Here is a 15128-nt window from a genome sequence, read left to right as displayed (position 1 = left end):
CGTAAATATCACAATTTTCAGTATAAAACGGTCCGCTGCACAAAAAAATCCTTTACACGGGTAAGGCCAGGTAGTTTCCTGTCCAAAACCAATGATCACAAATCTCATTGGCAATGGGATTGCAACAACTGCTGTTGCTAATGTCTTCACCGAATACTGTTTGAGCGGTATTGAAGCAAATGAAGACAAGCTTGCCAATGATGTGGAAAGAAGTGTAGGCATTATTACGGCAGTGAATCCGCATCTAGGTTATAAAGCTGATGCGCGAATAGCGAGGGAAGCAATTCTTAGTGGTCAATCCGTACGGGAATTATGCTTAAAACGGTGTCTTGACCGAGGAAGAGCTGGACTTCATTTTAGATCCCTATGAAATGACTCTTCCCGGGATTGCAGGTGAAGCATTGTTATACAAAAAATAGGCTTCTTTAAAAGGAGCAGGGGCATCTCTTAGCTGTCTACGGCTGCCGGGATGCCCCGAACATAAAATACATTTTCCGATTGCTGTGCTGACGCAGCAGAGATCACCCGGCTTGGAAGGCTCAAGGGTGTTAGCGGATGAACCCCATGAGCCGTTTTACATGCTCTGTATTTTCACGGGAAGTAAGCGACTCCAGAAGCGCAAAAGCCACATCGAAGGCAGTAGAGGGGTTGTAAGAAGTAATGATATTTTTGTCTACAACGATCGGTTGATCGGCAATGACATTTGCGCCCATTTCAGCCAGCTGTCTCTGTCTGAGTTGGCCGTTCAGGTTGTATGTGGTAGCGTTTCTCCCGTTCAGAATGCCGCTTTTTCCAAGCGCCAGCGCACCGACGCAGATGGAGGCGATGACTTTTCCCTGGCGATTGAAGGCGCGGATAAATTCGAGGACATCTTCTCTGAACGCATCGTCGTAAAAGCCTGCGGTTTCGAACCCACCCGGCAAGGCCAAGGCGTCAAATTCATCTGCGTCCACTTCGTCAAGCACTTTTTCAGGAATCACGGTAAAATAAAACGTACAGGTCAGCTCTCTCCGGGTCCCTACCGTGACCAGTTCGGTTGAGCCGTCGCCCTCAGCTTTGTTCCAACCGATCACATCTGTAAATACACTCGCCTCGACGGCCTCAAAGCCATTTGGCAGCAGCAAGCAAACTTTTTTCATTTCGTCAACTCCCAGTCTTTTGCATTTTTTGCAGTACCGGTACTACAGAGATCATATGATAGAATGTACGTATTAGTAAAATTGAAAGTTCTGATCATGTACTTTGGAAAATCTAATCATAACCAAGTGAAGGGGAGGGAGTCCCAATCGACATTCGCCAATTTCAAACCTTTAAAACCGTTGTCGATGTAAACAGCTTTACGAAGGCTGCCCAAGCCCTTCAGTACTCCCAGGCCACCATTACTTCCCATATCCATCAGCTTGAAGCGGAACTGGGTGTTCCCTTGTTTGACCGGCTGGGAAAGAAAATTCAACTGACTGCAATTGGCCAGGAATTGTACCCCTATGTAGAAGATCTGTTGACCACGTATTCAAAAATCAAAAATTTGTCGGCAGTCGGCGAGATGGTGACCGGCGATATTCGCATCGGTGCTTCTGAAACCATGATGATCTGCAGGTTGGGCTCTGTTCTGTCGTCGTATAAACAAAATTATCCTGAGGTAAATATTTCCTGTATCGAAGACGATTGCGTCCATCTGCGAAGGCGGCTCCATTCGGGGGAATTGGATATTGCGATCGTGCTGGAACCGAAAGTGAATGACCCCAATTTGATTGCGGAGGTCTTTTCGGAGGAACCGCTCGTCTTTATCGGCGGAGTAAACCTGGACATTGCAAACATAGAAGAAGCAGACGGGGAGTGTATCATTTTCAGCGGCAAGGACTGCTCGCTGCGCCGTTATTTTGAGCGGTTTTTGCTGGATAAAGGGATTGATGCCTCGAACCATTTGGAGTTTTCCAGCATGGAAGCGATCAAACAGTGCGTGGCCAACGGATTGGGGATCAGTTTGGTGCCCGCAGTTCGCGCGGAGGCATTGCTCAGGGAGCAAAAGGTAAAAAAATTAGGCTGCCGGGACAAAGAACCGCTGTTTTTGGCCCAGATGGTCTACCATAAAAATAAATGGCTGTCCCCGGCGCATCGGAAATTTATCGAATACGTCTTGGCGGAACGGTAAACGGGCAATCCCCACCTCTTTGGCGGCAGCTGGGAAAGTGTTCCGGCGTTGGCATATGAAGCGGGGGAGGCACCAACCAGCCCTTTTCTTTGTTGATGCGCAGCAGTCTCGTTCCGTAAGCCGTTTTCGACATGTGGAAGCGGCCAAGCATCCTCCCGATATCCAAATTGTTGCGCAAACCACAGGGGCCGCCTGGCTGTTGAAGCGGCTCTCGGCTATCGTTTGCAAGGGGTTCGCGGGTTCTTACGGGAATTTTATCCATGTTTCGAAAAGCCGGGATGCATGAAACCGTGATCTTCATGAGTGAAATTGCAAAAAATTTGCGCTGTTTTTGTGGTATACCCCGATCCCAGCTTGTATGATGAAACTACACAAGCCAGTAAAAGTCGGGAGGAAATCAGATGAATTCATTTAGCTACGATTGTTCCACACGCATTGAGATGGGAATGGGCAAAGCTCTCCAACTGCCGCAGCTGCTGCGCTCCTTGCAGACGGGCTCATCTGTCCTGCTGGTCAGCGACCCCGGTGTTATCCGAGCGGGATTGGTCGCTCCGATCCAGACTGCCTTGGAGGAGGCGGGGTTCAGCGTATCACTGTTTGCGTCGCTCAGCCAAAATCCGCGGGATACGGAATGCTTGGCGGGGGCGGCAGTGTTTCGTGACGCAGCGGCTGACATGGTGGTGTCCATCGGCGGGGGCAGCGCGATGGACACAGGGAAAACGATCGCGCTGTGCGGGCCAAATGGCGGGACCCCGGCCGATTACGCGGACGGCAGGCTTCCCTATGACAACATCGCTCCGATCATTTGCATTCCCACTACGGCCGGGACTGGCTCGGAAGTGACTCGCTCTGCCGTCATCACCGAGTCGTCCAGCCACCGGAAAATGACGCTCAAGCACGCTGCCCTGCGCCCAACGCTGGCTGTGCTCGATCCCGCCCTGACGTTCAGCGTTCCGCCTTCCGTCACCGCTGCCACCGGTGTCGACGCCTTGGTTCACGCGATCGAGGGGTATACCTGCAGGGTGACCAATCCGATCTCGCAAGCTCTCGGCGCCCGTGCAATGCAAAAGATCGTTTCCGCGCTTCCGGCTGCATATGCCGATGGCCGGAACGAAGCGGCCCGCTATGACATGCTGGAGGGCAGTCTGCTCGCCGGTCTCTGTTTTGGGTCTGCCGACGTAGCGGCTGTTCACTGTCTGGCGGAAGCGCTTGGCGGACTGTACGATACTCCGCACGGGGTCGCCAATTCGGTGTTCTTGCCGCATGTCCTTCGGTACAACGCCGCCGAAAACAAGCCGATGCACGCAAGGCTGGCGCGGTACATGGGTTTTGCCGGGGATTCCGACGGGGACGAGCTCGCGGTCGAAAAGCTGATTGACGGCATCGAAGCCTTCACGGACAGCCTGGGCATCCCCAAGCTGAAGGATCTGCCGGGCATCCGCGTAGAGGATTTTCCGAAAATCGTGGAACTCTCCCTGCGCAACGGTTCAACGCCAAGCAACGTGCGGACGGTTACGGCGGATGATTACCTGTTTATCCTTGAGCAGGCGTATCGCTCGTAAGAAACGTTTTATTCTGGAGTTGGCGGATGGTGTTGGTATAGGAATCAACCACCCAGATCAGTTCGTTCAGCCAGCGAAATATCCGCTGCATACGCCGGAGGATTTTCCTTTTTGTTGCCATGAGGTAAAATAGGAAAGTATGGATACAACGAAAGGGAAGACAACAATGAAAAAGTTTTTATGGTCGATCGTATTGCTGTGTACAGTCCTCATGTTTGGTTGTTCGGCGCTGGGGGAGCCAGCTTCCGTAACGAAAACGGCCGATAACAAAATCGAATGGGCGTTTACCCAGGCAAAGCAGCATCCGGAGAAGCTGCTGATTGACGTGATCAACTCGGCGCAAGCATCGTTGGATGTCGCGATCTACAGCCTGACTCACCCAGACGTCGTCGCCGCGATCCGGGACGCCAAAAAACGGGGTGTGAACGTTCGGGTCATCACCGACAAGCAGCAGCTGGGCGGGAAATCGCAAACATCGGCGCTCAAAATCCTCGGCAGCGCCGGAATCCCGACGAAGATCAACACCCACAACGGCTTGATGCACCTCAAAATGGTGGTCGCCGACCAGAAAATCGCCACGACCGGGTCGTTTAACTACTCGAAGGCGGCCAGTACGGTGAACGATGAAGTGCTCGTCGTATTGCGTGATGAGACTGTCGCGAAAGCCTTCTCCCAACAGTTTGAAAACATGTGGAACGACCAGGACGCGTTTGAATCGATCGAACTGCGGATTGCTCAGGATACGAGTGTGCCCAGTGCCAATGAGGCGGCGGCATCCGATGATGCGGAGGAAACAGCGGATGAAAAGCCGACTGCCGGCTGCCTCGTTCCGAAGATAAAAGGAAACAAGAATTCGAAAATCTATCATCTGCCTGGAAGCCCGTCATACGACCAAACGACAGCCAATGTCGAGTATTTTTGCACAGAAGAGGAGGCGCAAAAGGCGGGGTACAGAAAACCGAAGAATTGACAGAGGTCAGGTAAAGAATGGCTGTCCCGAAAGTAGTGTTTAACGATAACTGCTTTCGGGACAGCTTTTTTTCGCTCATACAGAAAGAACTCTGCTATATTGATGTCAATAATGAAAATCATTATCAATATTTGCGAGGTGACAAAACCATGACCTTGGACACAAACGGCCGGGTGACCGGAGAGGAAGTGCCCCCGTTCGATTTTAGCCGGTTAACGGCAAAGCTTTGGGATGTCGAAATCGTTGCCGGAAGCAGCGGTTTTCGATTGGAGCAGCAGCTGACCGATTCTTATGTCTGTCTTGTTCTTCTGGGCGGCGATGGGAAGCTGCAGCGCGAATCAAAGGTCTGCCGCATGTATCCAGATACGGTTTACATCTGTCCGCCGCACAGCACGTTCGGCGTCTTCGCCGCAGGAAGCGACGATATTTCCCTGGCGATTGTCCGCTTGAGCCTGTTTGAGGAAGCCGATTCGAGCCGGACAAAGCTGCAAGCCGTCCAAGCGGGCGAATTGCTGCCGCCTGATGGCGAATGTCAGGTCGCCCCCGCTGGCAGACTGGCTGCACTGTGCCGTTTGATGCACCAGCACAGTCAAAGCGGCGACCCGCTCATCCGCTGGCGCGGACAGCTTCACTGTCTGGAATTTCTTCATGAGATAGCGGCTGCTGCCCGTCACAAGCCGGGTAAAGATACGCGCCATGGGCTTGAACGAGCGAAAAACTACCTGGAGGAGCACTTTGCCGACCATCTGACGGTCGAGCGGTTGGCTGCGATTACCGGGATTAGTCCCAAATACTTTGCCGATTTGTTCAAAAAAACATACGGTGTGAGCGCACTTGACCTTTTGACGCAGATCAGACTGACCAAGGCGAAGAAGCTGATGCTTCGCTCGAATCGATTGATGCGGGATATTGCACACGAAGTGGGCTACCGTGACGAATTTTACTTCAGCCGCAAGTTTAAAAAGGAATTTGGATTGCCGCGTCGGCATACATGAAGAAGCGGCAGCACAAGGTTGCTGTCTACGGTTCGGCAGCGCTGATCGGGTATTTGCTGCCGCTTCATGTCATCCCTTATGCGGCGCCGCTTCACCCGAAATGGTCGGGTTACTATTACGATCAACTCGGCACAGAAATTCCCGTGCAGCTCAACGCTTACCGCCAAAATTACCACAAAGCGGAAAATCTGGACAAGCTGTCCGAAGCCCGCCCTGAGCTGATCCTTTGTCCAGCAGGATTGGAGGCGTGGGAGAAGGAGCAGCTTGGGGCGATCGGAAAATTGTACGAGATGCCGGGAGACCATTTGGGATGGAAGCGGCAGTTACGAGAGGTTGCCGCGTTCCTGGGCGAAGAAGCGGAAGCGGAACGCTGGATTTCCGCATTTGAGTGCAAGGCGGCGGCAGCACGAGCGAACTTTCAGCCTCTGTTCAGCCGGACGACAGTGTTGACGTTGCGCCTGTACCATGGACAGTTTTTTGCCCACTGCAACCTTGGCATACAGGAGGTGCTTTACCGGTCGCTGGGCCTAAGGTCGTCCTATCCACAGAAAGCAGCCCCGTTCAACCTTCCGCTTGCACTGGAGCAGCTGGATGCAAGCAGTGCTGATCATATCTTGCTGCTTGTCTGCAAGGAAGCGAAGACGCTGGAAGGGTGGAAACGGCTTCGCCAATCTTCTGACTGGCTGTCATTGCGGGTAGTACGGGAGAACAGGCTGCGCCAGATCGGTTCGGAGCCGTGGCGCGAGTATTCGCCGGCGGCATTGGACCGAATGCTGGACGAATCGCTGCGGCTTTTTTCCGGAGATCGTCTATGATGATTCTGGAATTTGTCCATGGAAAAATGATAGGCTCCTTATTTATAATCAATAATGATAATCATTATCATTAAAGGTTTTAGAGAGGGAGAGGAGATTGCAAAAATGAAACAGACAGCGATCGTATCGTGGATGCTGATACTCATGTTGATGCTGGCTGGCTGCGGCAGCAGCGATAAGAGTGTCGGTTCCGCCGCCGTCAGCGAAGCCAATCCATCTGCACGGGAGCCGGCTCCGAAAACGAAGATTGTCAAGTATTTGGACAAGGAATATGAAGTGCCGAGCAGCGCGGAGCGCATCGTCATCACAGGTGCTGTCGAAGCGATGGAAGATGCCGTCGTGCTGGGAGTAAAACCGGTCGGGGCGATTACGTTTTCCGGCGTCTTTCCGTCGTTGTTCGAGTCGATTACGGGAGAAGCGGTATCGATCGGCGAGAAAACAGAGCCGAATTTTGAAACGATTTTGTCTCTGCATCCGGATGTGATTCTCGGCACTTCGAAATTCAAACCGGAAGTGGCGGAAAAGCTGCAGCGCATAGCGCCAACGATTCCCTACTCGCACATTTCGACCAATTGGGAAGCGAACCTGCTTTTGCTGGGCGAACTCAGCGGAAAGCGGGAACAGGCTGCACAAGTCATCGAACAGTACAAAAAGCAATTGGAGTCGGCGAAAGAGAAGCTGGGCGACAAGCTGAAGGATAAAAAAGTAGTGGCCGTGAGGATTCGCGGCGGTGCGATGTACCTGTATCCGGAAAGCGTATTTTTCAATCCGGTACTGTACGGCGATCTGGGTTTGCAAGTGCCCGACGAGGTGAAAGCCGCCAAAGCGCAGGAAGAGATTTCGGTGGAGAAGTTCGCGGAGATGAACCCGGATTACTTGTTCATTCAATTCTCTCCGGACGAAAACAAGGAGATGCCGGACGCGCTGGAGCTTCTGCAGGGCAACCCCATCTTCCAGAACGTCAATGCGCTGAAAAACAATAACGCCTTTGTGAATATCGTCGACCCGCTGGCGCAAGGTGGCACAAGCTACAGCAAAATCGCATTCCTGAAGGGCTTGGTAGACCATTTATCCCGCGTACAACGCTCGCCTCCATCAGCTGGATCCCGGCTTGATCCAGCTGTCCATCCCGTTCGCCGTCATCGGTTTGGCGCTGGCTATCGGCTTGTCCAAATCGGTTACCGTGATGTCTCTTGGAGACGAGATATCGACCAGTCTCGGCCAACGGACAAAATGGGTCAAGGCTCTGGCACTGCTGTCCGTCGTCATTTTGACGGGCGTCTCTGTCGCTTTGGCCGGGAAAATTGCCTTTGTCGGTTTGATCATCCCGCATATTGCAAGGTTTCTGGCCGGAGTCGATTACCGGGCGATCATCCCTGTTGCGGCTTTGCTCGGCGGATTGTTTTTGGCGCTGTGCGACATCATCGCCCGCTTTCTCAACTATCCGTTCGAGACCCCGATCGGTGTCGTGACGGCTCTGTTCGGCGTTCCCTGCTTTCTCTATCTGATCAAAACAAGGGGGGGCGGCAGGCATGCGTAGTTCTCCGCAGGTATCGCGACTCTGGGCGGTTCTCGCCGCAGGGGGCGGGCTCATTGCCCTTTCCGTCTATCTGGGACTGACGAACGGTTCATTTGACATGTCGGTGTTCGATGTGCTTCGGACGCTCCTGCCCATCCAGCCGACGGCCGACCACGATTGGGTCATCTTCCAATTTCGGCTGCCGCGCATCGTGCTCGGCGGGTTCGTCGGTGTTGCGCTTGGCGTGGCCGGGGCCGTCATTCAAGGAGTCACCCGCAACGGTTTGGCTGATCCCGGGATTTTGGGCATTAACGCGGGAGCCGGCATGGCCATCGTTCTGTTTATGCTGTTGTTTCAAGGCAGCCAAACCCGGATTGGCTGGCTGGGCGCGATGGCGATGCCGCTGTTCGGACTGATCGGAGGGATCGGAGCCACCGCGCTCGTGTACCTGTTCGCGCGCCATCAGGGCCGACTTGACTCCCAGCGGCTGATTCTGGTCGGGATTGCCATCTCGTCCGGTTTTGGCGCCATTACCATGTACGCCTCGCTCAAGATGAATCCGCGGGATTTTGAGATGGCGGTAGTGTGGCTGGCCGGGAGCATTTACAGCGCGAACTGGAAGTTTGTCGCGGCGATGCTGCCCTGGCTGATCATCCTGGTCCCGATCATTTGGCTTCGGGCGCACATCTTGGACTTGTTTCAGCTTGCGGAAGCGACGACGATCAGTTTGGGCGTCGCAGTCGAACGGGAAAAGAACGTGCTCTTGCTCTGCAGCATCGGGATCATCAGCGCCAGTGTTGCCGTGTCCGGCAGTATCGGCTTTGTGGGGCTGATCGCGCCTCATCTTGCGAAACGGTTGGTAGGGGTAAGACATCGCGATATCGTTGCGGTCAGCGGTGTGGCCGGGGCGGCGATGGTCGTGATTGGCGATTTGATCGGCAAAACGGTTTTTGCTCCGGCTGAGCTGGCAGTCGGGATCGTCGTGTCGATGATCGGAGTGCCGTACTTTATCTATTTGTTGATGAGATCCAGATAGGCAAAACCAGCAGATCAGGCAGAAAGGGAGACGGTGAGCATAGTGGATACGATTCAGAGATTTACGGTCTATGGAAGGCAGGTTGTGGTATACGTACCGCCCTCTTATTCTGCAACGGAAGATCGCTATCCGGTCGCTTACGTGCAGGATGGCGGGTATTTATTTACCCATTGTGTCAATTTGTTGGCGCATCTGGTGTCGCAGGGGAAGCTGGCTGAACTCATTCTGATCGGAATCAAGCCGCACCAGCGAAATGATGAGTATACGCCTTGGATGGCAGATGCCTTGCGTGAAGGCAATTCCTCCTTTGGCGGTAAAGGGCGCACTTATGTGGATGAGGTGGCGGATGTGCTGAAACCGTACATTGACGAGAGGTTTCGAACAAAACGGGATGCCAGCCATACGGCGATGATCGGCGGGTCGCTGGGGGGCTTGATCTCCCTGTTCGCCGGTTACTGGCGTCCCGACACGTTTGGTCGGATCGGTCTCTTGTCCGCTTCACTCTGGAATGAGGGAGTCATGGAGTACATAATGGAACAAGGGCCGCCTGCAAAACACCTGCGGGTGTTCATGTCTGTCGGAAGCTGTGAAGGCATCCATAAGCAAAATATGCAAAAGGAAATGGTTCATTACAACAAGCAAGTTCGGTCATTGTGGCTCGAGCAAGGATTTCCGGGCGAGCAGCTTCGCTTTGTGTTGGAGGAGGGAGGAACGCACGATGCCTATTATATGATCAAGCAATTTCCAGCCGCCTTGCAGTGGTTGTTCCCGCCGGAGCGCGAACCTGCTTCCGCTGTCGCGCCGGTTTGGCCCGCAACAGCGAAATACGCCATTCCCGGCACAAGGCAGTTTGCCATGCGGGCAAAAAACACCGGTCGCGAATACCGGATTTTCGTCTCTGTTCCCGATACGCCGGCACCGCCTGAAGGGTATCCGATTCTCTATGTCCTCGACGGCAATGCGTCCTTCGGCTCGCTGACCGAAGCGATGCGGCTGCAGGCCCGCGGGCCGCATGGCATCGAACAGGCTGTGATCGTGGCGACGGTTACGATTCCGCGGAACCGATTGTGACCGTTCAGCGGTTTTACGATTATACCGAACAGGCGGATGTGTCGGAACTGCCGCGGCGGTCGGACGGCTCCGCATGGCCAAAGACAGGAGGAGCGGAAGCTTTTCTCGCTTTTATGGAAGAAGAGCTAAAGCCGGCTATTGAAGGGCAGTATCCGATCGACCGCGCCCGCCAGGCGCTGTTTGGCCACTCGCTCGGGGGATTGTTCGTTTTGAATGTCCTGTTTGCCAGCCCTGGTTCCTTTCGCTCGTATATCGCCGGAAGCCCTTCTGTCTGGTGGAAAAATCACAGCTTGCTGCGGCGCTGGCAGGAGTTTGAAGCCCGTTTGCTGAGTGGGAAGATCCAGGCTGACGTGCTCATCGGAGTCGGCTCGGAGGAGAAGCCGGGTATGGTTGAGGACGCGAAGCGGGTATATGAATTGCTGCATGCTTATCAAACGAATGGGTTGAGGCTTGCATTCCACGAATTCGAGGGAGAGGGCCACGTGTCGGTTATTCCTCCTTTGATCAGCAGAGCGCTGCACTTTTTATTCGGGAGGAGGGCTGTTTCCGTTCAATCTGACTTTTCGTAGACGAGGAAGTTGGTCGGGGTACTGCATGTCGAACATGCTTCTTTGCTGATTCAAATCATGCTCAACTGCAAAAATCGGGAATCTGCCGAAGCTTGCCGTGAAGACTTCGGCAGATCCACCTGTGAGCCGCAGATCTCAGAGCGATTTTTCCAGTTCCTCATTCCGCCGATTTTTCAATCTGCCGCAGAGGAGGACACCGGCAATTACGGCAAGACTTAAACCCCATTTGAGCAGCGGATTTTCCGCGAAGAAGCCTTTTAAAAACGGTTCATCGACAATCATCTTCGAGGAGGTCCAGGCCAATACTCCCGCCCCGATATACATAATCGAGGGATAACGCTCGACCCATTTCAATATGACTGTGCTGCCCCAGATGACGATTGGCACGCTGACGAGCAGTCCCAAGAGTACCAGCAAAAACTCCCCGTGGGCCGCCCCGGCGATCGCCAGCACATTGTCCAAGCCCATCACCGTATCCGCGATCATGATCGTCTGGATCGCTGCCCACAAGCTTGCCCCTGCCGCGACATTTCCATGCTCTTTTTTCTCGACCAACAGCTTGTATGCGATCCAGATGAGCAGCAGTCCTCCGAGCAGCAGCAGCCCGGGGATCATCAACAGCCAGACGACGGCCAAGGTCAACAGTGAACGAATGGCAATCGCGCCAACGGTTCCCCAGACAATCACCTTTTTTTGCTGTGCTTTTGGCAAATTGCGGGCGGCCAGTCCAATGACGATGGCATTATCGCCCGCCAAAACGAGGTCGATCACGACGATTGCAAGCAGTGCAGACCAAAAATCCGGTGAGAAGAAATCCATCAATAAACACTCCCTTTACTTGTAGTAGAAAACTCGTATGAATTCCCCGATACTGCCGTGACAACCCCCCTAAACATCAAAATGACCTTTACCTCAATCGGGTAAAGGTCTTGTAAACAAGAAAACCTTTACCCCTGCGGTAAAGGTCTCGCTAACAACTTGTGTCGTTGCCAACAAAGCCGAGGATAGAATCCCGGAATGACGACTTTGCTGTACAGCTACTCCCCTTTAAAGGAATATTTCGTGCTTGTATTTTCATATTAATCGCACGTTTCTTTGAAGTCAAGAGGTTCCTTTCAGGTAAGCAGCCGTACAGTCAGGGATGATGTTAGCCGCCAAAATTCCGATATTTGTAAATGAAATCTTTGAAACGAATGCAGTCCTCTTTCGTAGTACATATAAATCGATTCTTATTTGAGACGACAGGAGGGCTTCTGATGAAGTGTCCGGTTTGCAACGATGTTCGCATGCGGGAAGTGGAAAAGGAGGGCGTGCTGATCGATGTATGTCCTGACTGCAAGGGAGTATGGCTGGATCGCGGGGAGCTGGAAAAGCTGATGTCGGACGTTCGCCAGGAACGCCGGGAATATAGCGAATGGTACCAGGAACGCAGCCGCCATTCCGCCGATCCGTACCGCGGTGACCGCCACTACGATTCCAAGCATGATTCGCCGTACTACAAACACAAGAAGAAGAAGAGCGTGTTGGACAGGTTGGGAGATTTGTTCGATTAGGAGCCACCAAGAGGCGGGATTCCGCCTCTTTTTGTTAGACGACCATTCTAATCTGGTGGAATAAAAGGGAACCCATGTTTGTTTTGAGGGATAACAAAACGTTTCATATCTGCATTATGAAAGGGCATCGCTTATTCCCCTATTGTAAACAGATGTGTCAAAACGCCAAGCATGTATCTAACACCACCAATTTTTATATCCGGCAAGTATACACCGTGGATCTCGATCCCCTGGCCCCTTATGAAAAAGGAACCACACATCGGTTCTCCGGAAAACGGATCAAACGCGGCTTACTCAGCTTCGATTTCACCGAGACAGACATCGCTATCGGATCCATTCACGTGACCGACGAAGGGCAGCGAGCTAATGTCATCCCCAAAATTTTAATTCTTACTTGACAGGTCAGAATAATCGGATTAAACTCAATCATAACCATCATTCCCATTCGTTCCGCTTGACTCAAGAGAAAAAGTGAATGTCCAACCGGACGACCGGAGGCTTCCTCTTCTGCAGCGATGCAGCTTGAAGGATGCCTTTTTCTTTTTCGTCGCACGTGTGGAAATGAGTGAAAAAAACAGAAAGGAGATCCGTTTCCATGATTCGCTTGGAGAATGTCGAGAAGACGTATCAAAGCCCTGAACACGGTGCGTTTCAAGCTTTGGCGCCAATCAGCCTGGAGATAGAGGAAGGAGATATTTTCGGGATTATTGGCTACAGCGGTGCCGGAAAGTCTACTTTGCTGCGAATCATCAATCTGTTGGAACAGCCTACGAACGGAAAGGTGATCGTGGCAGGGAGAGATCTGACCATCCTTTCGCCAAAGGCGCTGCGAGCAGCGAGGCACTCCATCGGCATGATCTTTCAACAATTTTGCCTGTTCAGCAATCGAACGGTTGCCGAGAATGTGGAATTTGCTTTGGAAATATCGGGGATTGAAAAAAAAGACCGGCAAAAGCGGGTGAAAGAGCTGCTGGAGTTGGTTGGGCTTCAAGATAAATCGTCCAGCTATCCGTCCAAGCTGAGCGGAGGGCAAAAACAGCGGGTCGCAATCGCGCGGGCCTTGGCGAACCGGCCGCGAATCCTGCTTTGCGATGAACCTACCTCCGCCCTCGACCCCCAGACGACGCAGTCTGTCCTCTCTCTGCTGCAGGAGATCAACCGGACGCTCCAGGTGACGATCGTAGTGGTCACGCATGAGATGGACGTCGTCAAACAAATTTGCAATAAGGTGGCCGTGCTGGAAAATGGGCGTCTCGTCGAGGAATTGTCGCTCACCCATGCCAAGGGAGCACCTGCCTCCAATCTCGGCAGACTGCTGTTTCAACCCAAAAACGAATGGCTGCTTGCCCGGGAGGTCGCCAGTGTTTGAGAATCTGCTCGCGCTTGTACCGGAATTCGGGATGGCGATCTGGCAAACCTTCACGATGGTTGGCATCTCTGCCGCGGCTGCGCTGCTGTTTGGAACGCCGTTGGGGGTGCTGCTGTTTCTCACCGGAAAGGGGCAAATCCTGGAGCGAAAACACCTGCATCAGACGATCAACTACGTGGTAAATACGGTCCGTTCCCTGCCGTTTATCATCTTACTGGTAGCGATTATCCCGCTGACCCGCGTGATCATTGGCACTACGATTGGGCCAATAGCGGCGTCGGTCCCGCTCTCCATCGCCGCGATTCCGTTTTTTTCGCGGCTGGTCGAGCAAGCCCTGCGAGAGATTCCCAAGGGAGTGATAGAGGCGGCCGTTGCGATGGGCGCCTCCCCGCTGGGGCTGATCTGGAAAGTCCTGCTCAATGAAGCGCGGGCCAGCATCGTATCCGCTTTGACGGTCACGTCCATCAGCCTGCTCTCCTATTCGGCGATGGCGGGGACCGTGGGCGGCGGGGGGATCGGCGATTTGGCGATTCGCTTCGGCTATTATCGCTTCCAGACGGAAGTCATGATCGCAACTGTTGTCCTGCTGATTCTGCTCGTACAAATCATTCAATTCACGGGAAATCACTTTGCCCGGCTTTTGGATAAGCGATAGGGGGAGTTTCATGAAAAAGCGTCCACTGTTCATCGCGTTTGCCGCTATGATGATGCTTTCTGCCCTGCTGTCAGGGTGCGGCAGCGTCACCTCTTCCGGGCCTGAGAAACAGGAAATCAAGATCGGCGCGACAGCAGGCCCGTACAGCGACCAGCTGAAAAAAGGCATCAAACCCTTGCTGGAGAAAAAAGGCTACAAGGTGACGATCGTCGAGTTTAACGACTACATTCAACCGAATACGGCGCTGATCAGCGGCTCCATTGATGCCAATGTGTTTCAAAACACTACGTATTTAGAAAATTTTACAAAAGAATATCAAGCCGATTTGACCGGAGTCATCCCCATTCCGACGGTTCCCATGGGGCTTTATTCCAAGAAACACCGCTCTTTGGATGAACTGACGGAAGGGATGCGCATCTCCCTGCCAAATGACCCGACCAACCAAGCAAGGGCACTGGGCATGCTGCAGACATTCGGCCTGATCAAGCTGAAGGCGGACGCTGACGTACTCCACGCTTCTGAACAAGACATTACAGAAAACCCGAAAAAGCTGGAGATACTCCCGCTGGAGGCAGCCCAGCTGCCGCGCTCACTGGATGACGTCGACTTTTCCCTGGTCAACGGGAACTTCGCGCTGGCGTCGGGATGGAAGTTGAGCGAGGCGATCAAACTGGAACAAACCCCGAAAAACTACATCATCGTCTTGACCGTGAAAACTGCGGATAAGGATCAGCCATTTGTAAGCGATTTGGTAGAGGCGTACAAGTCAAAAGAGTTCGAGGAATTGATCGACAAGGAGTTCCAGGGTTTTATCAAGCCCGAGTACTGACCGGTCTCGACAGGGGTAAGCTTTCACTGCATG

General features: G+C 53.1%; 13 protein-coding genes and 5 pseudogenes. 15 read left to right on the top strand and 3 right to left on the bottom strand.

Going from position 1 to position 15128, the window contains the following annotated elements; all coding sequences use genetic code 11:
• Positions 1-145 precede the first annotated feature (145 nt).
• Positions 146-419 (top strand): annotated as a pseudogene (gene aspA / locus ACI7RC_RS22695) (aspartate ammonia-lyase); the annotation flags it as partial.
• Positions 420-548: 129 nt separating this feature from the next.
• Here the strand turns inward: aspA and ACI7RC_RS22690 are convergent.
• Positions 549-1139: a DJ-1/PfpI family protein gene (locus tag ACI7RC_RS22690; RefSeq protein WP_019123082.1), complete on the bottom strand. Its 591-nt coding sequence runs from the start codon at positions 1137-1139 to the stop codon at positions 549-551.
• Positions 1140-1285: 146 nt separating this feature from the next.
• On the opposite strand from ACI7RC_RS22690, the gene ACI7RC_RS22685 reads away from it, so the two are divergent.
• The gene (locus ACI7RC_RS22685; protein ID WP_408110487.1) at positions 1286-2152 is read left to right on the top strand and encodes a LysR family transcriptional regulator; all 867 of its coding nucleotides are present in this window, start codon (positions 1286-1288) and stop codon (positions 2150-2152) included.
• Here ACI7RC_RS22685 and ACI7RC_RS22680 read toward each other — a convergent pair.
• Positions 2124-2315: pseudogene (locus tag ACI7RC_RS22680) on the bottom strand (hypothetical protein); the annotation flags it as partial. The gene ACI7RC_RS22685 and the pseudogene ACI7RC_RS22680 overlap by 29 nt on opposite strands.
• 238 nt (positions 2316-2553) lie before the next feature.
• Between ACI7RC_RS22680 and ACI7RC_RS22675 the strand changes: the two are divergent.
• The 9 genes and pseudogenes from ACI7RC_RS22675 to ACI7RC_RS22635 all read left to right on the top strand — a co-directional run bounded on the left by ACI7RC_RS22675 (position 2554) and on the right by ACI7RC_RS22635 (position 10689).
• Positions 2554-3714 carry an iron-containing alcohol dehydrogenase gene (locus ACI7RC_RS22675; RefSeq protein ID WP_408110464.1) on the top strand — a complete coding sequence of 387 codons (1161 nt, stop codon included), beginning with the start codon at positions 2554-2556 and terminating at the stop codon, positions 3712-3714.
• A gap of 166 nt (positions 3715-3880) precedes the next feature.
• Entirely contained in the window at positions 3881-4684 is an 804-nt protein-coding gene (locus ACI7RC_RS22670; protein WP_019123079.1) for a phospholipase D-like domain-containing protein, read from the top strand.
• A gap of 149 nt (positions 4685-4833) precedes the next feature.
• Complete coding sequence (locus ACI7RC_RS22665; protein ID WP_408110463.1) at positions 4834-5679, top strand: helix-turn-helix domain-containing protein; 846 nt, start codon at positions 4834-4836, stop codon at positions 5677-5679.
• Positions 5676-6494, top strand: a complete 819-nt coding sequence (locus ACI7RC_RS22660) for an ABC transporter substrate-binding protein (RefSeq protein WP_408110462.1) — start codon at positions 5676-5678, stop codon at positions 6492-6494. Before ACI7RC_RS22665 ends, ACI7RC_RS22660 begins: the two co-directional genes overlap by 4 nt.
• Positions 6495-6599: 105 nt before the next feature.
• Positions 6600-7571 (top strand): annotated as a pseudogene (locus ACI7RC_RS22655) (ABC transporter substrate-binding protein); the annotation flags it as partial.
• Position 7572: 1 nt separating this feature from the next.
• Positions 7573-8034 (top strand): annotated as a pseudogene (locus ACI7RC_RS22650) (FecCD family ABC transporter permease); the annotation flags it as partial.
• A complete protein-coding gene (locus ACI7RC_RS22645; RefSeq protein ID WP_408110461.1) occupies positions 8027-9049 on the top strand; it encodes a FecCD family ABC transporter permease in 1023 nt (340 codons plus the stop codon). The pseudogene ACI7RC_RS22650 and the gene ACI7RC_RS22645, both read left to right, overlap by 8 nt.
• Before the next feature lie 42 nt (positions 9050-9091).
• Positions 9092-10120: an alpha/beta hydrolase-fold protein gene (locus tag ACI7RC_RS22640; RefSeq protein ID WP_408110460.1), complete on the top strand. Its 1029-nt coding sequence runs from the start codon at positions 9092-9094 to the stop codon at positions 10118-10120.
• The gene (locus ACI7RC_RS22635) at positions 10117-10689 is read left to right on the top strand and encodes an alpha/beta hydrolase (protein ID WP_408110459.1); all 573 of its coding nucleotides are present in this window, start codon (positions 10117-10119) and stop codon (positions 10687-10689) included. Before ACI7RC_RS22640 ends, ACI7RC_RS22635 begins: the two co-directional genes overlap by 4 nt.
• 135 nt (positions 10690-10824) lie before the next feature.
• On the opposite strand, the gene ACI7RC_RS22630 is transcribed toward ACI7RC_RS22635, so the two are convergent.
• Complete coding sequence (locus ACI7RC_RS22630; protein WP_408110458.1) at positions 10825-11508, bottom strand: TerC family protein; 684 nt, start codon at positions 11506-11508, stop codon at positions 10825-10827.
• A gap of 437 nt (positions 11509-11945) precedes the next feature.
• Here ACI7RC_RS22630 and ACI7RC_RS22625 point away from each other — a divergent pair, with 437 nt between their 5' ends.
• The 4 genes and pseudogenes from ACI7RC_RS22625 (at position 11946) to ACI7RC_RS22610 (ending at position 15095) form a co-directional block, all read left to right on the top strand.
• Positions 11946-12242 carry a TFIIB-type zinc ribbon-containing protein gene (locus ACI7RC_RS22625; RefSeq protein WP_019123076.1) on the top strand — a complete coding sequence of 99 codons (297 nt, stop codon included), beginning with the start codon at positions 11946-11948 and terminating at the stop codon, positions 12240-12242.
• Positions 12243-12837: 595 nt separating this feature from the next.
• A pseudogene (locus ACI7RC_RS22620) lies at positions 12838-13521 on the top strand (methionine ABC transporter ATP-binding protein); the annotation flags it as partial.
• An 82-nt stretch (positions 13522-13603) separates the two neighbouring features.
• A complete protein-coding gene (locus ACI7RC_RS22615; protein WP_408110457.1) occupies positions 13604-14266 on the top strand; it encodes a methionine ABC transporter permease in 663 nt (220 codons plus the stop codon).
• Positions 14267-14276: 10 nt separating this feature from the next.
• Positions 14277-15095, top strand: a complete 819-nt coding sequence (locus tag ACI7RC_RS22610) for a MetQ/NlpA family ABC transporter substrate-binding protein (RefSeq protein ID WP_408110456.1) — start codon at positions 14277-14279, stop codon at positions 15093-15095.
• The last annotated feature ends 33 nt before the right edge of the window (positions 15096-15128 follow it).

The organism is Brevibacillus sp. B_LB10_24 (genome assembly GCF_046036945.1).
In the GTDB taxonomy this organism is placed as follows: Bacteria; Bacillota; Bacilli; order Brevibacillales; family Brevibacillaceae; genus Brevibacillus_C.
This window is presented reverse-complemented; position numbering and strand designations above follow the sequence as displayed.

Coding starts and splice junctions, on each gene's coding strand:
- ACI7RC_RS22690 (WP_019123082.1), bottom strand. CDS start 1,139: ATGAAAAAAGTTTGCTTGCTGCTGCCAAATGGCTTTGAGGCCGTCGAG.
- ACI7RC_RS22675 (WP_408110464.1), top strand. CDS start 2,554: ATGAATTCATTTAGCTACGATTGTTCCACACGCATTGAGATGGGAATG.
- ACI7RC_RS22670 (WP_019123079.1), top strand. CDS start 3,881: ATGAAAAAGTTTTTATGGTCGATCGTATTGCTGTGTACAGTCCTCATG.
- ACI7RC_RS22665 (WP_408110463.1), top strand. CDS start 4,834: ATGACCTTGGACACAAACGGCCGGGTGACCGGAGAGGAAGTGCCCCCG.
- ACI7RC_RS22660 (WP_408110462.1), top strand. CDS start 5,676: ATGAAGAAGCGGCAGCACAAGGTTGCTGTCTACGGTTCGGCAGCGCTG.
- ACI7RC_RS22645 (WP_408110461.1), top strand. CDS start 8,027: ATGCGTAGTTCTCCGCAGGTATCGCGACTCTGGGCGGTTCTCGCCGCA.
- ACI7RC_RS22630 (WP_408110458.1), bottom strand. CDS start 11,508: ATGGATTTCTTCTCACCGGATTTTTGGTCTGCACTGCTTGCAATCGTC.
- ACI7RC_RS22625 (WP_019123076.1), top strand. CDS start 11,946: ATGAAGTGTCCGGTTTGCAACGATGTTCGCATGCGGGAAGTGGAAAAG.
- ACI7RC_RS22610 (WP_408110456.1), top strand. CDS start 14,277: ATGAAAAAGCGTCCACTGTTCATCGCGTTTGCCGCTATGATGATGCTT.